Below are 18,969 nucleotides of genomic sequence, written 5' to 3'. Positions count from 1 at the left end.
CCTGTTTCCGCCGTGCCATGACATCCTCCCCCCCGACCTCTCCCGCCGAACCCGGCAACAACGCGCCCGCCCAGCCCGAGCACCCCAAGCCCGAGGGCGTGCCCTACATGCGCGTCATCAAGAGCTATGTGCTGCGCGCCGGACGCACCGGCCCGGGCCAGGCCCGCGCCTACGAGCAGTTCGGCCCACGCTTCCTGCTCCACTACGACGCCAGCCAGACACTGGACGTGAACGCGGCGTTTGGCCGCCAGGCGCCGCTGATCATGGAGATCGGCTTCGGCATGGGCGGCGCCACGGCCCACATCGCCAGCGTGCGCCCGGGCGACAACTTCCTCTGCTGCGAGGTGCACGAACCCGGTGTGGGCGCGCTGCTCAAGCTCGTGGGCGAACAAGGGCTGGAGAACATCCGCATCTTCCGCCACGACGCGGTCGAGGTGCTCGACCACATGCTGCCCGAGGCCAGTCTGGACGGCGTGCACATCTTCTTCCCCGACCCCTGGCACAAGACCCGGCACCACAAGCGCCGCCTGATCCAGACCCCTTTCGTGAACCGCCTGGCGCGGCACCTCAAACCGGACGGTTACCTGCACCTGGCGACCGACTGGGAACCCTATGCCCAGCAGATGCTGGAGGTGCTGAGCGCCGAGCCGCTGCTGAAGAACACGGCGGCGCCGGGCAGCGACGGCTATGTGCCCAAGCCGGACTACCGGCCCCTCACCAAGTTCGAGAACCGCGGCCTCAAGCTCGGCCACGGCGTGTGGGATCTGGTGTTCCAACGCATGTAGGATGAACCACCCCTGCCGCGCTTCGCGCGACCCCCTCAAGGGGGCTGAGGGCCGCGGCTCCGAGCCTGCCTGCGCAGGCTTGGACGGCCCGAAGAAGCCTCGCCTCTGGCGAGGCTGCGGCCTGCAAGGCGCACTGGCCGTCCGTCCTGAGCTTGTCGAAGGGCGGCCCGGCGGTGCCCTGGGCTACACCGTTTCATGCGTCGCGAGCCACGCTCCGGCGTGGTGAACTGAGAAGAAACGGCACGCCACCCGGCGCGAGCCGCCAGCGTGCCCGGCCTCACTCGTCCTCGGGTTCGTCCGGGTCCAGCGCCGCATCGGCGCCAGCGCCGATGATCTTGCCGCCGATGCGGGCCGTGCCCACCGCCGCGTCCACCGCCAGGCCGGCCACACCCACCACCGCCGACGCGGCCACGTCAACCACGGCGACCACGGCACAGCCCCCCAGCAGCAGGGACGACAGGCCCACCGCGGCCGTCAGGCGCAGCAGGCGCGCGCGCGGCGCGCATTGGCGTGCGGCGTGATCCGGATGCGGTGGGGCAGCGTTGTGCATGGTCAAAGTGGATTCCTGTGAACGGGGCCGTTGCGCCAGAGCGGCGCCGGCGGCCCCCGAAGGCGCAGAGAATAACCGCATTTGCTTGTCCCCTTTCAACCCCGTGGCCCGTCCGTCGAAGAACCCCTTGATCCCCGTGCGCGATGGCGTCTCGCCCAGTTGCGTGGCGCTGCCGGCGCTCAAGGCCGGTGATGCGCGCTGGCCCGGCGTGATCGACTTTCTGGCCGAGCGCCTGCCCGCGGTGGACCGCGGCGCCTGGGCCGAGCGACTGGCCAACGGCGAGGTGCTGGACGACAGCGGCCGGCCCCTGGCGCCCGAAGCGCCCTACCGGGGCGGCACCCGCCTGTATTACTACCGCGCCCTGCCCGGCGAGCCGGCTGTGCCGTTCGAAGAAGGCCTGGTGTTCCAGGACGCCCATCTGGTGGTGGCGGACAAGCCGCACTTTCTGCCCGTGACGCCGGGTGGGCGCTATGTGCAGCAGAGCCTGCTGGTGCGGCTCAAGCGCCGGCTGGGGCTGGAAGACCTGAGCCCGATCCACCGCATCGACCGCGAAACCGCCGGGCTGGTGGCCTTCGCGGTGCGGCCACAGGAGCGTGCGGCCTACCAGGCGCTGTTTCGCGAGCGCGCGGTGCACAAGGTCTACGAAGCCATCGCGCCCTGCCGCGACGACCTGGCCTTCCCGCTGGTGCGCCGCAGCCGCATCGTGGAAGAAGACGGCGCGTTTTTCCGGATGTGCGAGGCCGAGGGCGAGGCCAACAGCGAAACGCGCATCACGCTGCGCGAGCGCCGTGGCGACTGGGCGCGCTATGCGCTGGAGCCGGTGACGGGCAAGCGCCACCAGCTGCGGGTGCACATGAACGCGCTGGGTCGGCCCATCGCGGGGGACCAGTTCTACCCGAGCGTGCTGCGCGGGCCGAATGAAGCCGAAGATTTCGCCGCACCGCTGCGCCTGCTGGCGCAGACCCTGGCCTTCGACGATCCGGTGACCGGCGAACACCGCCACTTCCAAAGCCGGCGGGCGCTGGACTGGCCCGAATAGGCCACTCCAACACCCGCGGGTGGTTGCCGGGAGCGATCAGGCCTGGATTTCGCGCGCCGAGATCTGGTACTTGAAATCGTCGGGCGCGTAGGAGTCGAGCCGCTCGCCACCGGTTTCCGCCGCCGGGTACATGAAGAAGCCCAGCTCCGGCCCCTGGGCGCCCGGCAGCGTGAGGTCGTGCGCCATGTTCCAGCCCATCCAGTTGCCTTCCCAGCTGCCGAACAGGGCCTTGTTCACCGGCGACACCAGCGGGTGTTGCGCGGTCTTGATCCACTCGGGTGCCTCGTGGCGCATCACCTTGGTCACGTCGGCCGGGTCCATGGCCACCCAGCCCAGGCCGGTCAGGAACACCTCGGCGCGGCAGTGCTGCGCACCCTTGAGGCTGGCCGAGCCGGCGCCCAGCTGCTTGTAGCCAAAGGCCGACGGGGCCAGGCGCACGCCGTACACGTCGCGCGCCGGCACGCCCGCGGCGCGACACAGCCCCACGAACAGGGCGTTGAGGTCGGCGCATTTGCCGCCCAGGTTGCCGGTTTCCAGCAGAGCCTTGATGTCTCCCGGACCGCAGCCGCGGGTGGTGGGCTCGCGGTAGGTGTTGGTGACCACCCAGTCGTAGATGGCCTGGGCCTTTTGAACGTCGGTGCGGGTGCCGCGGATGGCCTTTTGCGCCGTTTCGCGCACGATGCCATCGGTGGGCAGCAGCTTGGTCGGCTGGGTCCAGAAGCGCAGCGTGGCCGGGTCTTCGGTCACGCCTTTCTGCACCCAGTCGATCCCGCGGTTGCGGGTCTGCACGCGGCTGGTGATCTCGACGAAGGGCGCTTTTTCGCCGGCCGAGAACTCCACGTGCAGCATGCGGGCACCGTAGCGGCCGTCTTCCACCAGCCGGCCCTGGCCGTTGGTGCTGAAGTCGTGCGTCAGGCCGCGCTGCCAGTCGCTCTCGATGGAGGGCACCGGCAGCCAGGCCTGGGTCTGCCCCTCGGCATCGAGGATGTCCACGCGGGTCGTCACATCGAAGGTGCGCCAGCCGCTCGGCTGGGGGTTGAACGCCGGCTGGGCGGCGGCCTGCGCGAACGCGCCAGCGCTGTGGAACAAGGGCACGCTGGCGGCCATGGACGAGGCGGCGCAGCGCAGGAAATGGCGGCGATCGGGGGTCATGAAAGGAGCTCCGGAATGATCAAAAGGCCGAGTCGCACACACAGGGTGCCACGCAGAGCCAGGAAGGCCGGTCGGCGGCCGACCGGGGGAGGACGGATTATCCCGTACCGATCAGCGTTGTGCGAGCAGGCGCTCCACCCACCCCAGGGCGGTCGGGCTGCTCCAGTCCACCTCGCCCTGCACCACCTGGCGCGCCCGGCCCTGGGCGTCGATCAACACCGTGGTGGGAAAGGCGCGCACGCCCCAGGCCTGGGTGATGTCGCCCTGCGGGTCCAGCAGCACGGGCAGCGTCAGGCCGCTGGCCGCGAGGAAGCGGCGCGCGGTGCGGCCGGCCTCCCGGTGGTTGAGCGCCAGCACCACCACCTTGTCTTCGCCCAGCCACTCGGGCACGGCCTGCAGGGTGGGCATTTCCGCGCGGCAGGGCGGGCACCAGGTGGCCCAGAAATTGAGCAACACCACGCGGCCCTGGAAGTCCGCCAGGCGCACGCGCTCGCCCTGCAGGTTCTGCGCATCCAGCGCCGGCGTGGGCCGCTGCGCGGGCCAGTCGCTGAGCTGGTAGCCCGGGCGCTGGCCAGTGGCGGTGTCGGCCGCGTGCAGCGCGGTGGTCGGCAGCGCGCCGGCCCACAGGCCCAGCGAAGCGCCGAGCAGGCCGCGCCGTGTCAGGCCGTGTTTCACAGACGCTCTGCCACCCAGCCCTGCACCGAAGCCAGGGCCTTGGGCAGACCGCTGGCGTCCGTGCCGCCGGCCATGGCCATGTCGGGCTTGCCGCCGCCCTTACCGCCCACCTGCTGGGCGACAAAGTTCACCAACTCGCCAGCTTTCACCTTGCCCACGCTGTCGGCCGTGACACCGGCGGCCAGCTGCACCTTGCCGCCGTCCACGGCGGCCAGCACGATGGCGGCGGTCTTGAGCTTGTCTTTCAGCTTGTCCATGGTGTCGCGCAGGGTCTTGGCGTCGGCGCCGTTGAGCACGGCGGCCAACACCTTGAGGCCCTTCACGTCCACGGCCTGCGCCATGAGTTCATCACCCTGGCTGGAGGCCAGCTTGCCCTTGAGGGCGGCGACTTCTTTTTCCAGCGCCTTGACCTGCTCCAGCGTCTGGCCGATGCGGCCGGTCAGCTCGGCGGCGGGCGCCTTCAGCGCGCCGGCCGCCTGGGCCACGGTGTCTTCCAGCGACTGCAGGTAGGCCAGCGCGTTGGCGCCGGTCACCGCCTCGATGCGGCGCACGCCCGCGGCCACGCCGCTCTCGCCCACCACCTTGAACAGGCCGATGTCACCGGTGCGCTGCACATGGGTACCGCCGCACAGCTCCTGCGTCGAGCCGATGCTCAGCACGCGCACGATCTCCCCGTACTTCTCGCCGAACAGCATCATCGCGCCGGTCTTCTGGGCTGCCTCGATGTCCATCAGCTCCGCCTTGGCCGCCGCGTTGGCCAGCACCTCGGCGTTGACGATGGCCTCGATCTGGCGGATCTGCGCGTCCGTCACCGGCGCGTTGTGCGCGAAGTCGAAGCGGGTGCGCTCGGCGTTCACCAGCGAGCCCTTCTGCTGTACATGCGTGCCCAGCACTTCGCGCAGCGCCTTGTGCATCAGGTGCGTGGCGCTGTGGTTGCGCACCGTGGCGGCGCGCAAGGCGGTATTCACGCAGGCGGTCACGGTGTCGCCCACGGCGAGCGTGCCCTGCTCCATCGCGCCGTGGTGGCCGAACACGTCGGCCTTGATCTTCTGCGTGTCGCCCACGGCGAACTTGGCCGAACCGCTGGTGATGAGACCTTCGTCACCCACCTGGCCACCGCTCTCGGCGTAGAAGGGGGTGGTGTCCAGCACCACGACGCCTTGTTGACCCGCCTTGAGCTCGGCCACGGGCGTGCCGTCCAGGTACAGCGCCACCACCTTGGCCGGGGCTTCGAGCTGCTCGTAGCCGACGAAGCTGTTGCCGGCGCCGGTGTAATCCAGCGCCTTGTCCATCTTGAACTTGCCGGCCGCGCGGCCCTTGGCCTTCTGCGCTTCCATGGCGGCGTGGAAACCGGCCTCGTCCACCGTCAGACCACGCTCGCGGCAGACGTCGGCCGAGAGGTCGAGCGGGAAGCCGTAGGTGTCGTGCAGCTTGAAGGCCACGTCGCCTGGCAGCACCTGGGCGCCGTCGGCCAGGGCCGCATCCAGGATCTCCATGCCGTTGGCCAGCGTCTCGTAGAAGCGCTCTTCCTCGGCCTTGAGCACCTCGGTGATGCGCTGTGCTTGCGAGGCCATGTTGGGGTAGGCCTCGCCCATCATCTTCACCAGATCGGGCACCAGCTTGTGGAAGAACGGGGTCTTCTGGCCCAGCTTGTAGCCGTGGCGGATGGCGCGGCGCACGATGCGGCGCTGCACGTAACCGCGGCCTTCATTGCTGGGGATCACGCCGTCGCTGATCAGGAAGGCCGTGGCGCGGATGTGGTCGGCGATCACCTTGAGCGAGGGGTTCGTGAGGTCGGCGGTGCCGGTCTCGCGGCCGGCGGCCTTGATCAGCGCGTCGAAGATGTCGATCTCGTAGTTGCTGTGCACGTGCTGCAGGATGGCGGCCAGGCGCTCCAGGCCCATGCCGGTGTCCACGCAGGGCGCGGGCAGCGGCGTGACGGCGCCGGTTTCGTCCATGTTGAACTGCATGAACACGTTGTTCCAGATCTCGATGAAGCGGTCGCCGTCTTCATCGGGGCTGCCCGGAGGGCCACCGGGGATGTGGTCGCCGTGGTCGTAAAAGATTTCCGAGCAGGGGCCGCAAGGTCCCGTATCGGCCATCATCCAGAAGTTGTCGCTCTTGTAGCGGCCGCCCTTGTTGTCGCCGATGCGGATCACGCGCTCGGGTGGCAGGCCGATCTCTTTGGTCCAGATGTCGTAGGCCTCGTCGTCTTCGGCGTAGACGGTAGCGAGCAGGCGCTCGGCGGGCAGCTTGTAGACCTCGGTCAGCAGCTCCCAGGCCCACTTCAGGCTCTCGCGCTTGAAGTAGTCGCCAAACGACCAGTTGCCCAGCATCTCGAAGAAGGTGTGGTGGCGCGCGGTGTAGCCCACGTTTTCCAGGTCGTTGTGTTTGCCACCGGCGCGCAGGCAGGCCTGCACCGAGGCGGCGCGCACGTAGGGGCGCTTGTCGGTGCCGAGGAACACGTCCTTGAACTGGACCATGCCCGAGTTGGTGAACATGAGCGTGGGGTCGTTGCCGGGAACGAGCGGGCTGGACGCCACCACGGTGTGGCCCTTGGAGGCGAAGAAGTCCAGGAAGGTCTTGCGGATGTCGGCGACGGAAGCGGGACGGGTCATGGTGGCCTTGGCGGGTGGTTATCGGTCGGAATCGGGTGGGTGCGCCAACGCATCGGGCGGCACCGAACCGGCTATTTTCGCAAACTGGCGCGCGTTGTCCCGAATCCGCCGGATTCAGGGGTTTTCAGCCCGCCCGGGCCTGGGCTTTCAGGAAGGCCAGCACCTGCGGCTCTTCGGTGAAGGCCACGTTGAAGCGGGACCAGGGGCTGGGCTGCAGGTCGGGCGCGAACAGGTGGCCGGGGCCGAGCAGGATGTCCTGTTCGGCCGCCTTGTAGGCCAGCTCGGTGGCGTTCTGAATGTCCGGGTGACGGGCCCAGAGGAACATGCCGGCCTTGGGCTCGCAGAACAGCTCGAAGCCCAGGTTCTCCAGCTGCTGGGCCACGCGCTGGTGCGCCTGCGCCAGGCGCTCGCGCAGGCCGCGCAGGTGCTTGCGCCAGCGCCCGTCCACCAGCGCGCCGTAGGCCAGGCGCTCGCTGAACTCGGACGAGGTCAGGCCCGAGATCATTTTGAGCTGGGCGAAGTCTTCCAGCAGATCGGGCGGCGCGGCCAGGAAGCCGACGCGGATGTTGGGCGAGATGGTCTTGGAAAAACTGCTGATGTAGACGACACGCTGCAACTGGTCCAGGCTGGCCAGCGAGGGGCGCGGCTCGGGGTCGAGGTCGGCGTAGATGTCGTTTTCCACCACGGTGAACTGGTGCTGCTCGGCGAGCTGCACCACGCGATGCAGGTGCGCCAGGTTGGCCACCGAGCCGGTGGGGCTCTGCAGCCGGGGCTGGGTGAAGAACACCTTGGGCTTGTGTTCGATCACCAGCGCTTCGAGCGCGGCCAGGTCGTAGCCGTTGGGCGTGCGCGGCACGCCGATCAGCCGCGCACCCAGGAAGCGCAGCGAAAACAGCAGATTGGGGTAGCCCGGGTCGTCCACCAGCACCGCGTCGCCCGGGCGCACCAGGCGGCGCGCCACCAGGTCCATGGCCTGGCTGGAGCCCTGGGTGAGCAGCACCTGGTCGGCGCTGACGGCGATCTCCTGCTCGGCCAGCAGGTCGCGCACCAGCTGGCGCAGCGGCGCGAAGCCCTTGGGCTCGCCGTAGCCACCCAGGTCCACGTTTTCGGCCGCCAGCGCGCGCAGGCTGCGCCGCAGGCCCTCTTCAAACAGCCAGTCGCCCGGCAGCCAGCCGCAGCCCGGCTTCATGCGCAGCGCACGGGCTTCGAACACCCGGCGCAGGTACCACATGGAGTCGAAGTTGTAGTTGGCGGCCTCGGTGGTCGCGCCACCCGGCGCCACGCGGGGCACGCCCTCGCGCTTGCGCACGAAGAAGCCCGAATGCGGGCGCGAGACGAAATAGCCCAGCGCCACCAGCCGGTCGTAGGCGTCGACCACGGTGTACACGCTCACGCCGTGGGCATGGGCGAACTGGCGGATGGAGGGGGCCTTGGAGCCCGGGCGCAGGTTGCCGCTCTGGATCAGGTCGCTAAACCCCTCGACGATTTGCACCACCAGGGGCGTGGTGTTTTTGGGGTTCAGGGTGAACATGCGCGGCGCTTCCGGGTTGTTGTGTACCGGTCGATGCGGCTATACAGTGCATCGCCCCGGGCTCGGTGTCTGTATATGTTAGCGCCGGCCAGCGGCCCCTACAGTGTGCGACAGCCTGAATTCTCTTCACCCTCTGGAGCCCTGTATGCAACGCGAACCCCAAGCCACCAACGCCATGCTCATGGCCCGCCGCCAGGCCGCCATCCCACGCGGCGTGGGCCAAAGCCATGCCATCTTCATCGCCAAGGGCGAGAACGCCGAGATCTGGGACGTGGAAGGTCGCCGCTACATCGACTTCGCCGGCGGCATCGCCGTGCTCAACACCGGCCACCGCAACCCGGCCGTGATCGAGGCCGTGAAGGCCCAGCTCGACCAGTACACCCACACCTGCTTCCAGGTGCTGGCCTACGAGCCCTACGTGGAACTGGCCGAGCGCCTGAACGCCAAGGCCCCCGGTGACTTCGCCAAGAAGACCCTGTTCCTCACCACCGGCGCCGAAGCGGTGGAAAACGCGATCAAGATCGCCCGCGCCCACACCGGCCGCTCGGGCGTGATCGCCTTCACCGGCGGCTACCACGGCCGCACCATGATGACGCTGGGCCTGACCGGCAAGGTCGCGCCGTACAAGACCGGTTTCGGCCCCTTTCCCGGCGAAATCTTCCACGCCCGCTTCCCGAACGCGCTGCACGGCGTGAGCGTTCAGGACGCGATCGACTCGGTCGAACAGATCTTCAAGAACGACATCGAAGCGCGCCGCGTGGCGGCGATCATCATCGAGCCGGTGCAGGGTGAAGGCGGCTTCAACGTGGCGCCGCCCGAGCTGATGCAGCGCCTGCGCGCGTTGTGCGACCAGCACGGCATCCTGCTGGTCTGCGACGAGGTGCAGACCGGCGCCGGCCGCACCGGCACCTGGTTCGCCTGCGAGCAGACCGGCGTGGCGCCCGACCTGATCACCCTGGCCAAGTCCATGGCCGGTGGGTTCCCGATCTCGGCCGTGGTCGGCCGCGCCGAGGTGATGGACGCGCCCGCCGCCGGTGGCCTGGGCGGCACCTACGCCGGCAGCCCGCTGGCCTGCGCCGCGGCCCTGGCCGTGCTCGACGAGTTTGAAAAACACGACCTGCTGCAGCGCAGCCGCGACGTGGGCCAACGCATCACCGCCAGCCTACAGACGCTGGCGAAGAAGCACAAGTGCATCGCCGACGTGCGCGGCCTGGGCGCCATGGTGGCCATGGAGCTGTGCAAGAACGGCGACCCGCACCAGCCCGACGCCGACCTGACCAAGGCGCTCGCCACTGAGGCCACGAAGCGCGGCCTGATCATCCTCACCTGCGGCACCTACGGCAACGTGGTGCGCATCCTGGTGCCGCTGACCGCGAGCGATGCCGTGCTGGACGAGGGTCTGGCGATCATCGCTGCGTCGCTCGAAGCCGCTTTGGCAGGATGAGCCCCCACGCTCCACCGCTTCGCGGGTCGCTGCCCCCCGAGGGGGCTGATCCGGCTTGGGGCGGCCCGGCGTCGGCTCGAATGAGCCCCACCCCTCCCCGCCCGCTCGCGGGCGTGCGTGTGCTCGACCTCTCGCGCGTGCTCGCCGGCCCCTGGGCCGGCCAGTTGCTGGCCGACTACGGCGCCGAGGTCCTGAAGGTGGAGCGCCCGGGCGTGGGCGACGACACCCGGACCTGGGGCCCGCCCTGGTGGGGCGAAGGCGCCGACCGCGTGGCCGCCTACTTCATCTGCGCCAACCGCGGCAAGCGCTCGGTCACGATCGACATCGCCAGCGCCGAAGGCATCCAGCAGGTGCGCGAACTCGCGCGCGAAGCGGACGTGCTGATCGAGAACTACAAGGTCGGCCAGTTGGCCAAATACGGGCTCGACGCCACCAGCCTGCAGGCCATCAACCCGCGGCTGATCTATTGCTCGATCACCGGCTACGGGCAGAACGGCCCGCTGGCGCACAAGGCCGGTTACGACTTCGCCATCCAGGCGGAAGCCGGGCTCATGAGCATTACCGGGAATAAAGGGGAAGAGCCACAGAAGGTGGGCGTGGCCGTGACCGACCTGATGACGGGGGTCTACGCCACCACCGCCATCCTGGCCGCGCTGCACGAGCGCGAGCGCACAGGGCGCGGGCGCCACATCGACGCCGCGCTGTTCGACGTGCAGGTCGCCATGCTGGCCAACCAGGGCGCCAACCAGCTGATCGGAAACAAGACGCCGACCCGCATGGGCAACGCGCACCCGAACATCGTGCCCTACCAGGTGTTCCCCACGCGCGACGGCCACATGGTGCTGGCCGTGGGCAACGACGGCCAGTTCGCCCGCCTGTGCGAAGCCGCCGGGCAACCCGCCGTCTCGCGCGACACGCGCTTTTCCACCAACCCAGCGCGGGTGGAGCACCGCGCCACGCTGGTGCCGCTGCTCACCGGCTGGACCCTGCAGCGCGACACCGCCGACTGGGTGCAGCTGCTGGACCGCGCCGGTGTGCCGTGTTCGCCGATCCTGGACATCGCCCAGGTGATGGCCCACCCGCACGTGGCCGCGCGCGGCCTGCGGCTCACGCCCGGCAACGACTCGGCCCCGCCGATGATCGCCAACCCCATGGTGTTCGACGGGCAGCGCCCCACCGCCGATCTGCCGCCGCCCACGCTGGGCGCCGACCCGGCGCGCTGGGAACGATAGGCCCCACCACAGCGCCGCCGTGCGGGCGCCCGGCCGCCGGCAGAAGCCCCCTACCGCGTGCCGCCTTCGCGCCACAGGCGCACGGCGATCCACCAGCCCAGGCCGGCGTTGGACAGCGCCAGCAGACTCAGGCCCAGGCGCAGGCCCTCGGCCGGCTGCGCGAGGTGCACGTACCAGACCAGCGCGGACGACAGCAGGTTGAACGCCAGCATGAGCCAGAACAGGCCACGGTGTGGCTGCCACAGGCGCTTGAGCGAAGACGGTTGAAAAGGCATGCGGTCATTGTGCCGCGCGCCCCGTGGCCGCCGCGGCTTCCTGCTCCTGCAGCAGGCGCCACATCACCTTGCCGGTCCCGCTCTTGGGCAGCGTATCGACCAGCTGCACCGTGCGCGGGCATTTGTAGACCGCCATGTGCTCGCGGCACCAGTCGATGATGTCCTGCTCGCTGGTGCTGCCGCGCGCGCTCTCGCGCAGCACCACCACCGCCTTCACGCTTTCGCCACGGTAGGCGTCGCGGGTGGCGATCACACAGGCCTCGGCGATCGCCGGGTGCTTGTACATCAGCAGCTCCACCTCGGCCGGCCAGACCTTGAAACCGCTGGCGTTGATCATGCGTTTGAGGCGGTCGGTGATGAAGAAATAACCGTCCTCGTCCACCCGGCCCAGGTCGCCCGAGCGGAAGAAGCGCTTGCCCTCGAAGGTGATGAACGCGGCCTCGGTCGCCTGCGGCCGTTTCCAGTAACCGTCGAACACCTCGGGGCCGTGGATGATGATCTCGCCCGCCTCCCCCGGCGGCATCTCCTGCAGCGCGTCGGGGTCGACCACGCGCGCATCGGTGCTCATGAACGGCACGCCCAGGCACTGCTGCTTCGGGCGGTCGGGCGGGTTGCTGTGCGAGGGCGCGGCGGTTTCGGTCAGGCCATAGCCTTCGGCGTAGCGCAGCCCGAACCGATCGAGCAGCCGCTGCGCCACCGCCTGGGGCATGGCCGCGCCGCCACCGCCGATGTAGACCAGGCTGGAGAGGTCGTAATGCTCGAAGCTGGGGCTCGCCAGCAGGTCGATCACCATGGTGGGAATGTTGGTCCAGTGCGTGACACGCCAGGTCGAGATCAGCCGCCCGGCGAGTTCGCGGTCCCAGCGCGGCATGAGCACGATGGTGGCGCCAACGTACACCCCCGCGTGCATGCCGGCGACCATGCCGGTGATGTGGAACAGCGGCACCACCAGCAACTGGGTGTTCTCAGGCGTGCCATTGCCCCACAGGCAACTGGCCACCGCGTTGTGCATGAGCGAGCGGTGCGGGTGCATGCAGCCCTTGGGCAGGCCGGTGGTGCCACTGGTGTAGGGCAACACAGCCAGGTCCTCCGGGGTGCGGTTGTGCGCGGGCGGAGTGTCCGCACAGGCCAAGGCGCTGGCCCAGTCGCTCACGCTGCCGCCGGGCAACGTGGGCGCCGGGTGGCGGGTGCCGAGCCAGTTGGCCCAGGCCGGAGGCACCTCGGCCTCGGGGCCCATGGCGTCGCGGTAGTGGGACACCACCAGATGGCGCAGGCGCTCGGCCTCGGGCAATTCGGCGCTGGCCTGCAGCAGCTCGCCGGCCAGATCGGCCGCCGCGATGGCCACCCGCGCGTCCGGGTCGCTGATGTAGTGCTTGAGCTCTTCGGCGCGGTTCATGGGATTGACCGGCACCACCACCGCGTTGGCCCGCAGGATGGCGAAGTGCGCCACCACCCACTGCGGGCAGTTCTGCATCAGCAGAATCACGCGGTCGCCGTCCTGCACACCCTGTTGCCGCAGATGGGCCGCCAGGCGTTCGGCCTGATCGTGCAGTTGCCGGTAGCTCAGCACCTGGTCGAAGAACACCAGCGCCGGCTTGTCGGGGTAACGCAGGGCACTCACGGCCAGGTTGTGCCACAGCGAGGTGGCGGGCGGGTGCAGCCGGTGCGGCAGGCGCGCGGGCCAGAAGCGGTGGTGTGCCCGCGCGGGCTCAACGGGCGCCAATGCGGACGCCGTGGGTGCGGTGTGACTCATGGGCTTGTCTCCTGGGTCTGTTTTGCCGGCAAGCATACGGGGCTGCCGCACAACATGGCACCCGGGCTTGTCGCGGTTGGGACCGGACCTACTGGCATGGAACCTGCTGACGCTCAAACCCAGGAGCGTGAATGGGGCGCGCGTCGATGGAGTCATGTCTTTTTTGCATGAACCGCCCACGTAAACCCCGATGACTCGCCCGCAGGGGCGGGGCTACAGTCGCCCTGCGGACCGGCAGTGCCCATTTCTGGTGCAAGTCCGGCCTGACAAATCAACATTCAACAGCCAATGGAGTGACCCGAATGAAATTGAATTCCCTGAAACTGACCGCCACCGCCCTGGGCGCTGCCGCCACTCTGATGAGTCTGCCCGCGCACGCTGGCAAGACGCTGGACGCCATCAAGAGCCGGGGCCAGCTGGTCTGCGGCGTGAACACCGGTCTGGCAGGGTTCTCGCAAGCCGACAGCAACGGGGCCTGGACGGGCCTGGACGTGGACTACTGCAAGGCGGTGGCCGCTGCTGTGCTGGGCGACGCCACCAAGGTCAAATGGGTGCCATTGAATGCCCAGCAGCGTTTCACGGCCCTGCAGTCGGGCGAGGTGGACATTCTTGCGCGCAACACCACCAACACCCTGTCCCGCGACGCCTCGCTGGGTCTGCACTTCGTGGGCGTGAACTACTACGACGGCCAGGGCTTCCTGGTCAACAAGGGCAAGATCACCAGCGCCAAGCAGCTCAAGGGTGCCACGGTGTGCGTGCAGTCCGGCACCACCACCGAGAAGAACCTGACCGACTTCTCCCGCGCCAACAAGCTCAACATCAAACCCGTGGTGTTCGAGAAAGTGGAAGCCTCCACCGGCGCCTACTTCGCTGGCCGTTGCCAGGCCTACACCACCGACGCCTCGGGCCTCGCCTCGGTGCGCGCCAAGGAAGCCAAGGTGCCGGCCGACCACGTGATCCTGCCCGACCTGATCTCCAAGGAGCCGCTGGGCCCGATGGTCCGCCGCGGTGACGACGAATTCTTCGCCATCACCAAGTGGGTGCTCAACGGCCTAATCGAAGCCGAGGAATACGGCATCACCCAGGCCAACGTGGAAGAGATGAAGAAGAGCACCGACCCGCAGGTCGGCCGCATGCTGGGCTCCACCGAAGACCTGGGCAAGCACCTGGGCCTGGACAAGGAATGGCTGGCCCGCTCCATCAAGGCCGTGGGCAACTACGGTGAGAGCTTCGAGCGCAACGTCGGCCCCAAGACCCCGATCAACCTGCCGCGCGGCAAGAACAACCTGTGGAGCGCAGGCGGCTTCATGTACGCGGCCCCGCTGCGCTGATCCGTTCCTCTCAGGCACTTGGCCCCCAGCTGGCACAAACGCTCTGCGAACCTGGTTCGTAGGGCGTTTGTGCCGGTTTTTTTACAGCTTTCTCTTCTGGAACATCGTCCATGTCCCATTCCCCCATGATTGAAGCGCGGCCCCTGCCCGCCCGCAAGAAGCGCTCCATGTCCTGGAACAGCCGCGAAGGCCGCAGCGTCATCTACCAGGTGGTCGCCATCGCATCGGTGGTGGCCCTGATCTGGCTGCTGGTGCGCAACACGCTGCGCAACATGCGCGAGCGCGGCATCCAGAGCGGTTACGACTTCATGGGTCAGCCGTTCGGTTTCGACGTCAGCGAAACCATGATCCCGTACGACGTGATGAGCACGTACTGGACCGCGTTCTCCATCGGCATGCTCAACACCCTCAAGGTCGCCATCATCGGCATCGTGCTGGCCACGATCCTGGGCACCCTGCTCGGCGTGGGCCGCTTCTCGCCCAACTTCCTGCTGCGCAAGATCTGCTACGGTTACGTGGAGTTCTTCCGCAACGTTCCCATTTACCTGCAACTGCTGATCTGGTACATCGTCTTCACCGAAGTCCTGCCCAGCTTCGAGGACGCCTGGCAGGTGGGTCACTTCTACCTGAGCAAAAGCGGTTTCTCCTTCCCCTGGCCGATCTGGAAACTGGGGCAGACGTTGGCGCTCATCGGGCTGCTGCTCGGCGTTGCGGGCTCCTACGTCTACGCCCGCAAGGCCAGCAAACACTTTGACCTGACGGGTCAGCAAAGACCGGTGCTGCTGGTGTCGCTGGCGCTGATCGTCGGCCTGGGCGTGTTGGGCTGGCTGGCCGGTGGCGCGCCCACCGGCTGGAACCTGCCGGTCAAAGGCGATTTCCAGATCGAAGAAGGTGCCGCCTTCAGCCCCGAGTTCCTCGCGCTGCTGCTCGGCCTGGTGCTCTACACCGCCTCGTTCATCGCCGAGATCGTGCGCTCGGGCATCTCGTCGGTGTCGCTGGGCCAGCACGAAGCGGCCGCCTCGCTCGGTCTGGGCAAGCGCCAGGCGATGCGGCTGGTGGTGTTGCCGCAGGCCCTGCGCGTGATCATTCCGCCGCTGACCAGCCAGTACCTGAACCTGACCAAGAACTCCTCGCTCGCCGTGGCCATTGGCTACCCGGACCTGGTCTCGATCGCCAACACCACGCTCAACCAGACCGGCCGCGCCATCGAAGCACTCTCGATCGTGATGCTGGTCTACCTCACGCTCTCGCTCGTCACTTCAGCGCTCATGAACTGGTTCAACGCCAGTGCAGCGATCCAGGAACGCTAGGAGACACCCCATGCAACAGATTTACCAACCGATCGAAGCCCGGCCCATGCCGGGCCTGAGCGTGGGCGCCCTGGCCTGGCTCAAGACCAACCTGTTCTCCTCCGCCGCCAACAGCGTGAAGACGCTGATCGTGGCGGCGCTGGCGCTGTGGGCCCTGTATGGTGCTGCGGGCTGGGTGTTCACGAACGCCGTCTTCGGCGCCAACCTGGAGGCCTGCAACAGCGTGCGCGGCATCGGCGCCTGCTGGGGTGTGGTCGCCGAAAAGGGCCGGCTCATCGTGATGGGCCGCTACCCGGACACCGAACACTGGCGCCCGGTGATCGCCACCGCGCTCATGCTGGGCGTGGTCGGCATCAGCTGCATGCCGCGTTTCTGGAACCGCTTGCTCGGCCCCATCTGGCTGACCATGCTGGTGGTGTATTTCCTGCTCATGAAGGGTGGCGTGCTCGGCCTGACCGCGGTGCCCACCGACCAGTGGGGTGGCCTGCCACTGACCGTGATGCTGACCGTGGTGTCCATGACGATGGCGTTTCCACTTTCGATCTTCGTGGCGCTGGGCCGGCGCTCCAACATGCCGGCCATCAAGACACTGTGCACGCTCTACGTGGAGCTGATCCGCGGTGTGCCGCTGATCACGGTGCTGTTCATGGCCTCGTTCATGCTGCCGCTGTTCATGCCCGAGGGCGTGAGCATTGACGTGTTGATCCGCGTGGTGGTGGGCATCACGCTGTTCTCGGCGGCCTACATGGCCGAAGTGGTGCGCGGTGGCCTGCAGGCCCTGCCCAAGGGCCAGACCGAGGCCGCGGCCACGCTGGGTCTCACCTATTGGCAGACCCAGCGCAAGATCGTGCTGCCGCAGGCACTGTCCATGGTGGTGCCTTCGCTCATGAACACCTTCATCGGCATGTTCAAGGACACCTCGCTGGTCACCATCGTCTCGCTTTACGAGCTCACCGGCGCACTGGCCCTGGCACTCAACGCCGACGCCGACTGGCGCCCGTTCAAGCTCGAAGCCTATTTCTTCATCACGCTGATCTATTTCGTGTTCTGTTTTGCCATGTCGCGCTACAGCCTGTGGGTGGAAAAGCGCACCGCCGTCAGCAAAGTCCGCTGAACGCAGAACATCCCAAAATCAGAAAGCCTCTCATGACCCAACAAGAAGCCCCCATCATTCATTTCGAAGGCGTCAACAAGTGGTATGCCAGCAATGGCTACCACGTGCTGCGCGACGTCAACCTCAGTTTCGCCAAGGGCGAGAAGGTCGTGATCTGCGGCCCCTCGGGCTCGGGCAAGTCCACCCTGATCCGCTGCGTCAACGCGCTGGAGGAATACCAGGAAGGCAAGCTCACGGTGGACGGCACCGTGGTCGGTGACGACGTCAAGGGCATCGACAAGGTGCGCCGCGAAGTGGGCATGGTGTTCCAGCAGTTCAACCTGTTCCCGCACCTGACCGTGCTGGAAAACCTGATCCTCTCGCCCACCTGGGTGGCCAAGCTGCCACGCAACGTGGCGATCGAAAAGGCCATGGTGCAGCTGGAGCGCGTGCGCATCGCCGAACACGCCCACAAGTACCCGCTGCAGCTCTCGGGCGGTCAGCAGCAGCGCGTGGCGATTGCGCGCGCGCTGTGTCTCACGCCCAAGATCATGCTGTTCGACGAGCCCACCTCGGCGCTCGACCCGGAGATGATCAAGGAAGTGCTGGACGTGATGATCGGCCTGGCCGACCAGGGCATGACCATGTTGTGCGTGACGCACGAAATGGGCTTCGCCAAGGCCGTGGCCGACCGCGTGATCTTTATGGACCAGGGCCAGGTGGTGGAGCAGAACACGCCCGAGGAGTTCTTCAACCACCCGCAGACCGACCGGAGCAAGGACTTCCTGTCCAAGATCCTGGGGCATTGAGCCCCGGCGTCGCCCCACCTGCGGGGCCACAAAGAAGAAGGGCGGCCCTTATGCTGGGGCGGCCCTTTTTTTTGCCCGCGGACCGGTTTTTTTCAGACGTGACGCCGGGGAACAGGACCTGGGGATTCGAGCAGCACCGCATCGGCCCGTTGGTGCAGCGCTTCGATGATGTGGCAGTGGTCGTCGGAACCGTCGCAGCGGTTGCGCAAGGCGAGCAGGTCTTTCTCCAGCGCGCGCAGCTCGCGCAGCCGCTGCCGCACATGGCCCAGATGTTCATCGAGCGCGGCGCTGGCGGTGGCGCAGTCGGTCTTGTCGTTCAGGTCCAGTGCCAGCAGGGTGCGCACCTCGTCAAGCGACATGTCCATGGCCCGGCACTGGCGCACAAAGCGCAGGCGGTGGATGTCGGCCTCGCTGTAGAGGCGGTAGTCATTGTCGGCGCGGGTCTGGGCCTGCAGCAGGCCCTCGCGCTCGTAGTAGCGGATGTTGGCCGCGCTCACGCCCGAGCGTTGGGCGGCTTCGCCAATGCGGTGCCGTGGCACCTGCGACACAGGGGGTTGCGTCATGCTTGACCTTCAAGTGGCTTCAAGGTTTCCAATCATGGCAGACCTCCCGCCCACCGGCGCACCACCCTCCACGAAAGCCCCCACCATGGCCTGTTCCTGCTCCACCGGCTGCTCTTCCGAAACGGCCACCAACCCCGCCCTGCTCGATCCGCGCTGGCGCCGCGCGCTGTGGATCGCCCTGGTCCTGAACGCCGCGATGTTCGGTGTCGAACTGGTGGCGGGCCTGCAAGCCGGCTCGGTCTCGCTGCTGGCCGACGCGGTGGACTTCGCCGGCGACGCCGCCAACTACGGGCTCTCGCTCGCGGTGTTCGGCATGGCGATGGTGTGGCGCAGCCGCGCGGCCTGGATCAAAGGCGCCACCATGTTCGCCTACGGGGTGTTCGTGCTGGCGCGCGCCGGCTGGACGCTGCACACCGGCAGCGTGCCCGAGCCCCTGACCATGGGTGTGGTCGGCTTCGTCGCGCTGCTGGTCAACGCGGGCGTGGCGGTGTTGCTCTACCGCTTCCGCAGTGGCGACGCCAACATGCGCAGCGTGTGGCTGTGCTCGCGCAACGACGCGCTGTCCAACCTCGCGGTCATGGGCGCGGCGGTGGGGGTGTTCGGCACCGGTTCGGCCTGGCCCGATCTCGGCGTGGCCGCGGTCATGGCGGCACTGGCCATCAGCGCGGGCACCTCGGTGCTGCGCCAGGCCCGGGGCGAACTCGCCGGATTGCCGTCTCGGGTCCAGGGTCAGGGCCATGTGCACTGACCCGCGCCGCCGGCGCAGACGGCAACCGTCCGTCGGGCCAGGCCGGGTCGGCTGAAAGAAG

Annotated in this window: 17 protein-coding genes; 9 read left to right on the top strand and 8 right to left on the bottom strand. The window is 68.0% G+C overall.

Features of this window, described 5'->3' with window-relative positions; translation table 11 throughout:
• Positions 1 to 17: 17 nt before the first annotated feature.
• The gene (gene trmB, locus AC07YZ_RS08700; RefSeq protein WP_494794456.1) at positions 18 to 785 is read left to right on the top strand and encodes a tRNA (guanosine(46)-N7)-methyltransferase TrmB; all 768 of its coding nucleotides are present in this window, start codon (positions 18 to 20) and stop codon (positions 783 to 785) included.
• Positions 786 to 1,062: 277 nt separating this feature from the next.
• Here trmB and AC07YZ_RS08695 read toward each other — a convergent pair whose 3' ends face one another.
• The gene (locus AC07YZ_RS08695) at positions 1,063 to 1,335 is read right to left on the bottom strand and encodes a hypothetical protein (protein WP_494794455.1); all 273 of its coding nucleotides are present in this window, start codon (positions 1,333 to 1,335) and stop codon (positions 1,063 to 1,065) included.
• 85 nt (positions 1,336 to 1,420) lie between these two features.
• On the opposite strand from AC07YZ_RS08695, the gene AC07YZ_RS08690 reads away from it, so the two are divergent.
• Complete coding sequence (locus AC07YZ_RS08690) at positions 1,421 to 2,374, top strand: pseudouridine synthase (protein ID WP_494794454.1); 954 nt, start codon at positions 1,421 to 1,423, stop codon at positions 2,372 to 2,374.
• 36 nt (positions 2,375 to 2,410) lie between these two features.
• Here the strand turns inward: AC07YZ_RS08690 and AC07YZ_RS08685 are convergent, their stop codons facing one another.
• The 4 genes from AC07YZ_RS08685 to AC07YZ_RS08670 all read right to left on the bottom strand — a co-directional run bounded on the left by AC07YZ_RS08685 (position 2,411) and on the right by AC07YZ_RS08670 (position 8,350).
• Entirely contained in the window at positions 2,411 to 3,526 is a 1,116-nt protein-coding gene (locus tag AC07YZ_RS08685) for a transglutaminase-like domain-containing protein (RefSeq protein WP_494794453.1), read from the bottom strand.
• Between the two features lie 111 nt (positions 3,527 to 3,637).
• Positions 3,638 to 4,201 (bottom strand): TlpA family protein disulfide reductase, encoded by a 564-nt coding sequence (locus AC07YZ_RS08680; RefSeq protein WP_494794452.1) that lies wholly within the window; start codon positions 4,199 to 4,201, stop codon positions 3,638 to 3,640.
• Positions 4,198 to 6,819: an alanine--tRNA ligase gene (gene alaS / locus AC07YZ_RS08675; RefSeq protein ID WP_494794451.1), complete on the bottom strand. Its 2,622-nt coding sequence runs from the start codon at positions 6,817 to 6,819 to the stop codon at positions 4,198 to 4,200. The genes AC07YZ_RS08680 and alaS overlap by 4 nt, the downstream gene beginning before the upstream one ends.
• Before the next feature lie 124 nt (positions 6,820 to 6,943).
• Positions 6,944 to 8,350: an aminotransferase-like domain-containing protein gene (locus AC07YZ_RS08670; RefSeq protein ID WP_226493568.1), complete on the bottom strand. Its 1,407-nt coding sequence runs from the start codon at positions 8,348 to 8,350 to the stop codon at positions 6,944 to 6,946.
• A gap of 145 nt (positions 8,351 to 8,495) precedes the next feature.
• Between AC07YZ_RS08670 and gabT the strand changes: the two genes are divergently transcribed.
• Together gabT and AC07YZ_RS08660 are read left to right on the top strand one after the other, a co-directional pair.
• Complete coding sequence (gene gabT, locus AC07YZ_RS08665) at positions 8,496 to 9,794, top strand: 4-aminobutyrate--2-oxoglutarate transaminase (protein WP_494794450.1); 1,299 nt, start codon at positions 8,496 to 8,498, stop codon at positions 9,792 to 9,794.
• An 80-nt stretch (positions 9,795 to 9,874) separates the two neighbouring features.
• On the top strand, positions 9,875 to 11,026 hold the full coding sequence (locus AC07YZ_RS08660) for a CaiB/BaiF CoA transferase family protein (protein ID WP_226493570.1): 1,152 nt from the start codon (positions 9,875 to 9,877) through the stop codon (positions 11,024 to 11,026).
• A 50-nt stretch (positions 11,027 to 11,076) separates the two neighbouring features.
• On the opposite strand, the gene AC07YZ_RS08655 is transcribed toward AC07YZ_RS08660, so the two are convergent.
• A complete protein-coding gene (locus tag AC07YZ_RS08655; RefSeq protein WP_494794449.1) occupies positions 11,077 to 11,301 on the bottom strand; it encodes a hypothetical protein in 225 nt (74 codons plus the stop codon).
• Between the two features lie 4 nt (positions 11,302 to 11,305).
• Positions 11,306 to 13,054: a long-chain fatty acid--CoA ligase gene (locus tag AC07YZ_RS08650; protein WP_494794448.1), complete on the bottom strand. Its 1,749-nt coding sequence runs from the start codon at positions 13,052 to 13,054 to the stop codon at positions 11,306 to 11,308.
• A gap of 302 nt (positions 13,055 to 13,356) precedes the next feature.
• On the opposite strand from AC07YZ_RS08650, the gene AC07YZ_RS08645 reads away from it, so the two are divergent.
• The 4 genes from AC07YZ_RS08645 (at position 13,357) to AC07YZ_RS08630 (ending at position 17,597) form a co-directional block, all read left to right on the top strand.
• A complete protein-coding gene (locus AC07YZ_RS08645) occupies positions 13,357 to 14,385 on the top strand; it encodes an amino acid ABC transporter substrate-binding protein (protein ID WP_226493573.1) in 1,029 nt (342 codons plus the stop codon).
• A 110-nt stretch (positions 14,386 to 14,495) separates the two neighbouring features.
• Positions 14,496 to 15,695, top strand: a complete 1,200-nt coding sequence (locus tag AC07YZ_RS08640) for an amino acid ABC transporter permease (protein ID WP_494794447.1) — start codon at positions 14,496 to 14,498, stop codon at positions 15,693 to 15,695.
• A 10-nt stretch (positions 15,696 to 15,705) separates the two neighbouring features.
• A complete protein-coding gene (locus tag AC07YZ_RS08635; protein WP_494794446.1) occupies positions 15,706 to 16,809 on the top strand; it encodes an amino acid ABC transporter permease in 1,104 nt (367 codons plus the stop codon).
• 32 nt (positions 16,810 to 16,841) lie between these two features.
• Positions 16,842 to 17,597 (top strand): amino acid ABC transporter ATP-binding protein, encoded by a 756-nt coding sequence (locus AC07YZ_RS08630; protein WP_264181860.1) that lies wholly within the window; start codon positions 16,842 to 16,844, stop codon positions 17,595 to 17,597.
• 92 nt (positions 17,598 to 17,689) lie between these two features.
• On the opposite strand, the gene AC07YZ_RS08625 is transcribed toward AC07YZ_RS08630, so the two are convergent.
• Positions 17,690 to 18,160: a Cd(II)/Pb(II)-responsive transcriptional regulator gene (locus AC07YZ_RS08625; RefSeq protein WP_226493576.1), complete on the bottom strand. Its 471-nt coding sequence runs from the start codon at positions 18,158 to 18,160 to the stop codon at positions 17,690 to 17,692.
• 85 nt (positions 18,161 to 18,245) lie between these two features.
• On the opposite strand from AC07YZ_RS08625, the gene AC07YZ_RS08620 reads away from it, so the two are divergent.
• Entirely contained in the window at positions 18,246 to 18,908 is a 663-nt protein-coding gene (locus AC07YZ_RS08620; RefSeq protein WP_494794572.1) for a cation efflux transmembrane domain-containing protein, read from the top strand.
• Positions 18,909 to 18,969 lie beyond the last annotated feature (61 nt).

The sequence above is a fragment of the Hydrogenophaga sp. GW101-3F08 genome (genome assembly GCF_059424585.1).
The sequence above is the reverse complement of the archived record's forward strand: the minus strand, read 5'-3'. Positions and strand labels throughout refer to the sequence as shown.

What these genes read in the sequence shown, in the direction of transcription:
- AC07YZ_RS08645 (WP_226493573.1), top strand. Translation starts at nt 13,357, where the DNA reads ATGAAATTGAATTCCCTGAAACTGACCGCCACCGCCCTGGGCGCTGCC.
- AC07YZ_RS08630 (WP_264181860.1), top strand. Translation starts at nt 16,842, where the DNA reads ATGACCCAACAAGAAGCCCCCATCATTCATTTCGAAGGCGTCAACAAG.
- AC07YZ_RS08650 (WP_494794448.1), bottom strand. Translation starts at nt 13,054, where the DNA reads ATGAGTCACACCGCACCCACGGCGTCCGCATTGGCGCCCGTTGAGCCC.
- gabT (WP_494794450.1), top strand. Translation starts at nt 8,496, where the DNA reads ATGCAACGCGAACCCCAAGCCACCAACGCCATGCTCATGGCCCGCCGC.
- AC07YZ_RS08620 (WP_494794572.1), top strand. Translation starts at nt 18,246, where the DNA reads ATGGCCTGTTCCTGCTCCACCGGCTGCTCTTCCGAAACGGCCACCAAC.
- alaS (WP_494794451.1), bottom strand. Translation starts at nt 6,819, where the DNA reads ATGACCCGTCCCGCTTCCGTCGCCGACATCCGCAAGACCTTCCTGGAC.
- AC07YZ_RS08655 (WP_494794449.1), bottom strand. Translation starts at nt 11,301, where the DNA reads ATGCCTTTTCAACCGTCTTCGCTCAAGCGCCTGTGGCAGCCACACCGT.
- AC07YZ_RS08640 (WP_494794447.1), top strand. Translation starts at nt 14,496, where the DNA reads ATGTCCCATTCCCCCATGATTGAAGCGCGGCCCCTGCCCGCCCGCAAG.
- AC07YZ_RS08695 (WP_494794455.1), bottom strand. Translation starts at nt 1,335, where the DNA reads ATGCACAACGCTGCCCCACCGCATCCGGATCACGCCGCACGCCAATGC.
- AC07YZ_RS08670 (WP_226493568.1), bottom strand. Translation starts at nt 8,350, where the DNA reads ATGTTCACCCTGAACCCCAAAAACACCACGCCCCTGGTGGTGCAAATC.
- AC07YZ_RS08685 (WP_494794453.1), bottom strand. Translation starts at nt 3,526, where the DNA reads ATGACCCCCGATCGCCGCCATTTCCTGCGCTGCGCCGCCTCGTCCATG.
- AC07YZ_RS08635 (WP_494794446.1), top strand. Translation starts at nt 15,706, where the DNA reads ATGCAACAGATTTACCAACCGATCGAAGCCCGGCCCATGCCGGGCCTG.
- AC07YZ_RS08625 (WP_226493576.1), bottom strand. Translation starts at nt 18,160, where the DNA reads ATGACGCAACCCCCTGTGTCGCAGGTGCCACGGCACCGCATTGGCGAA.
- AC07YZ_RS08660 (WP_226493570.1), top strand. Translation starts at nt 9,875, where the DNA reads ATGAGCCCCACCCCTCCCCGCCCGCTCGCGGGCGTGCGTGTGCTCGAC.
- trmB (WP_494794456.1), top strand. Translation starts at nt 18, where the DNA reads ATGACATCCTCCCCCCCGACCTCTCCCGCCGAACCCGGCAACAACGCG.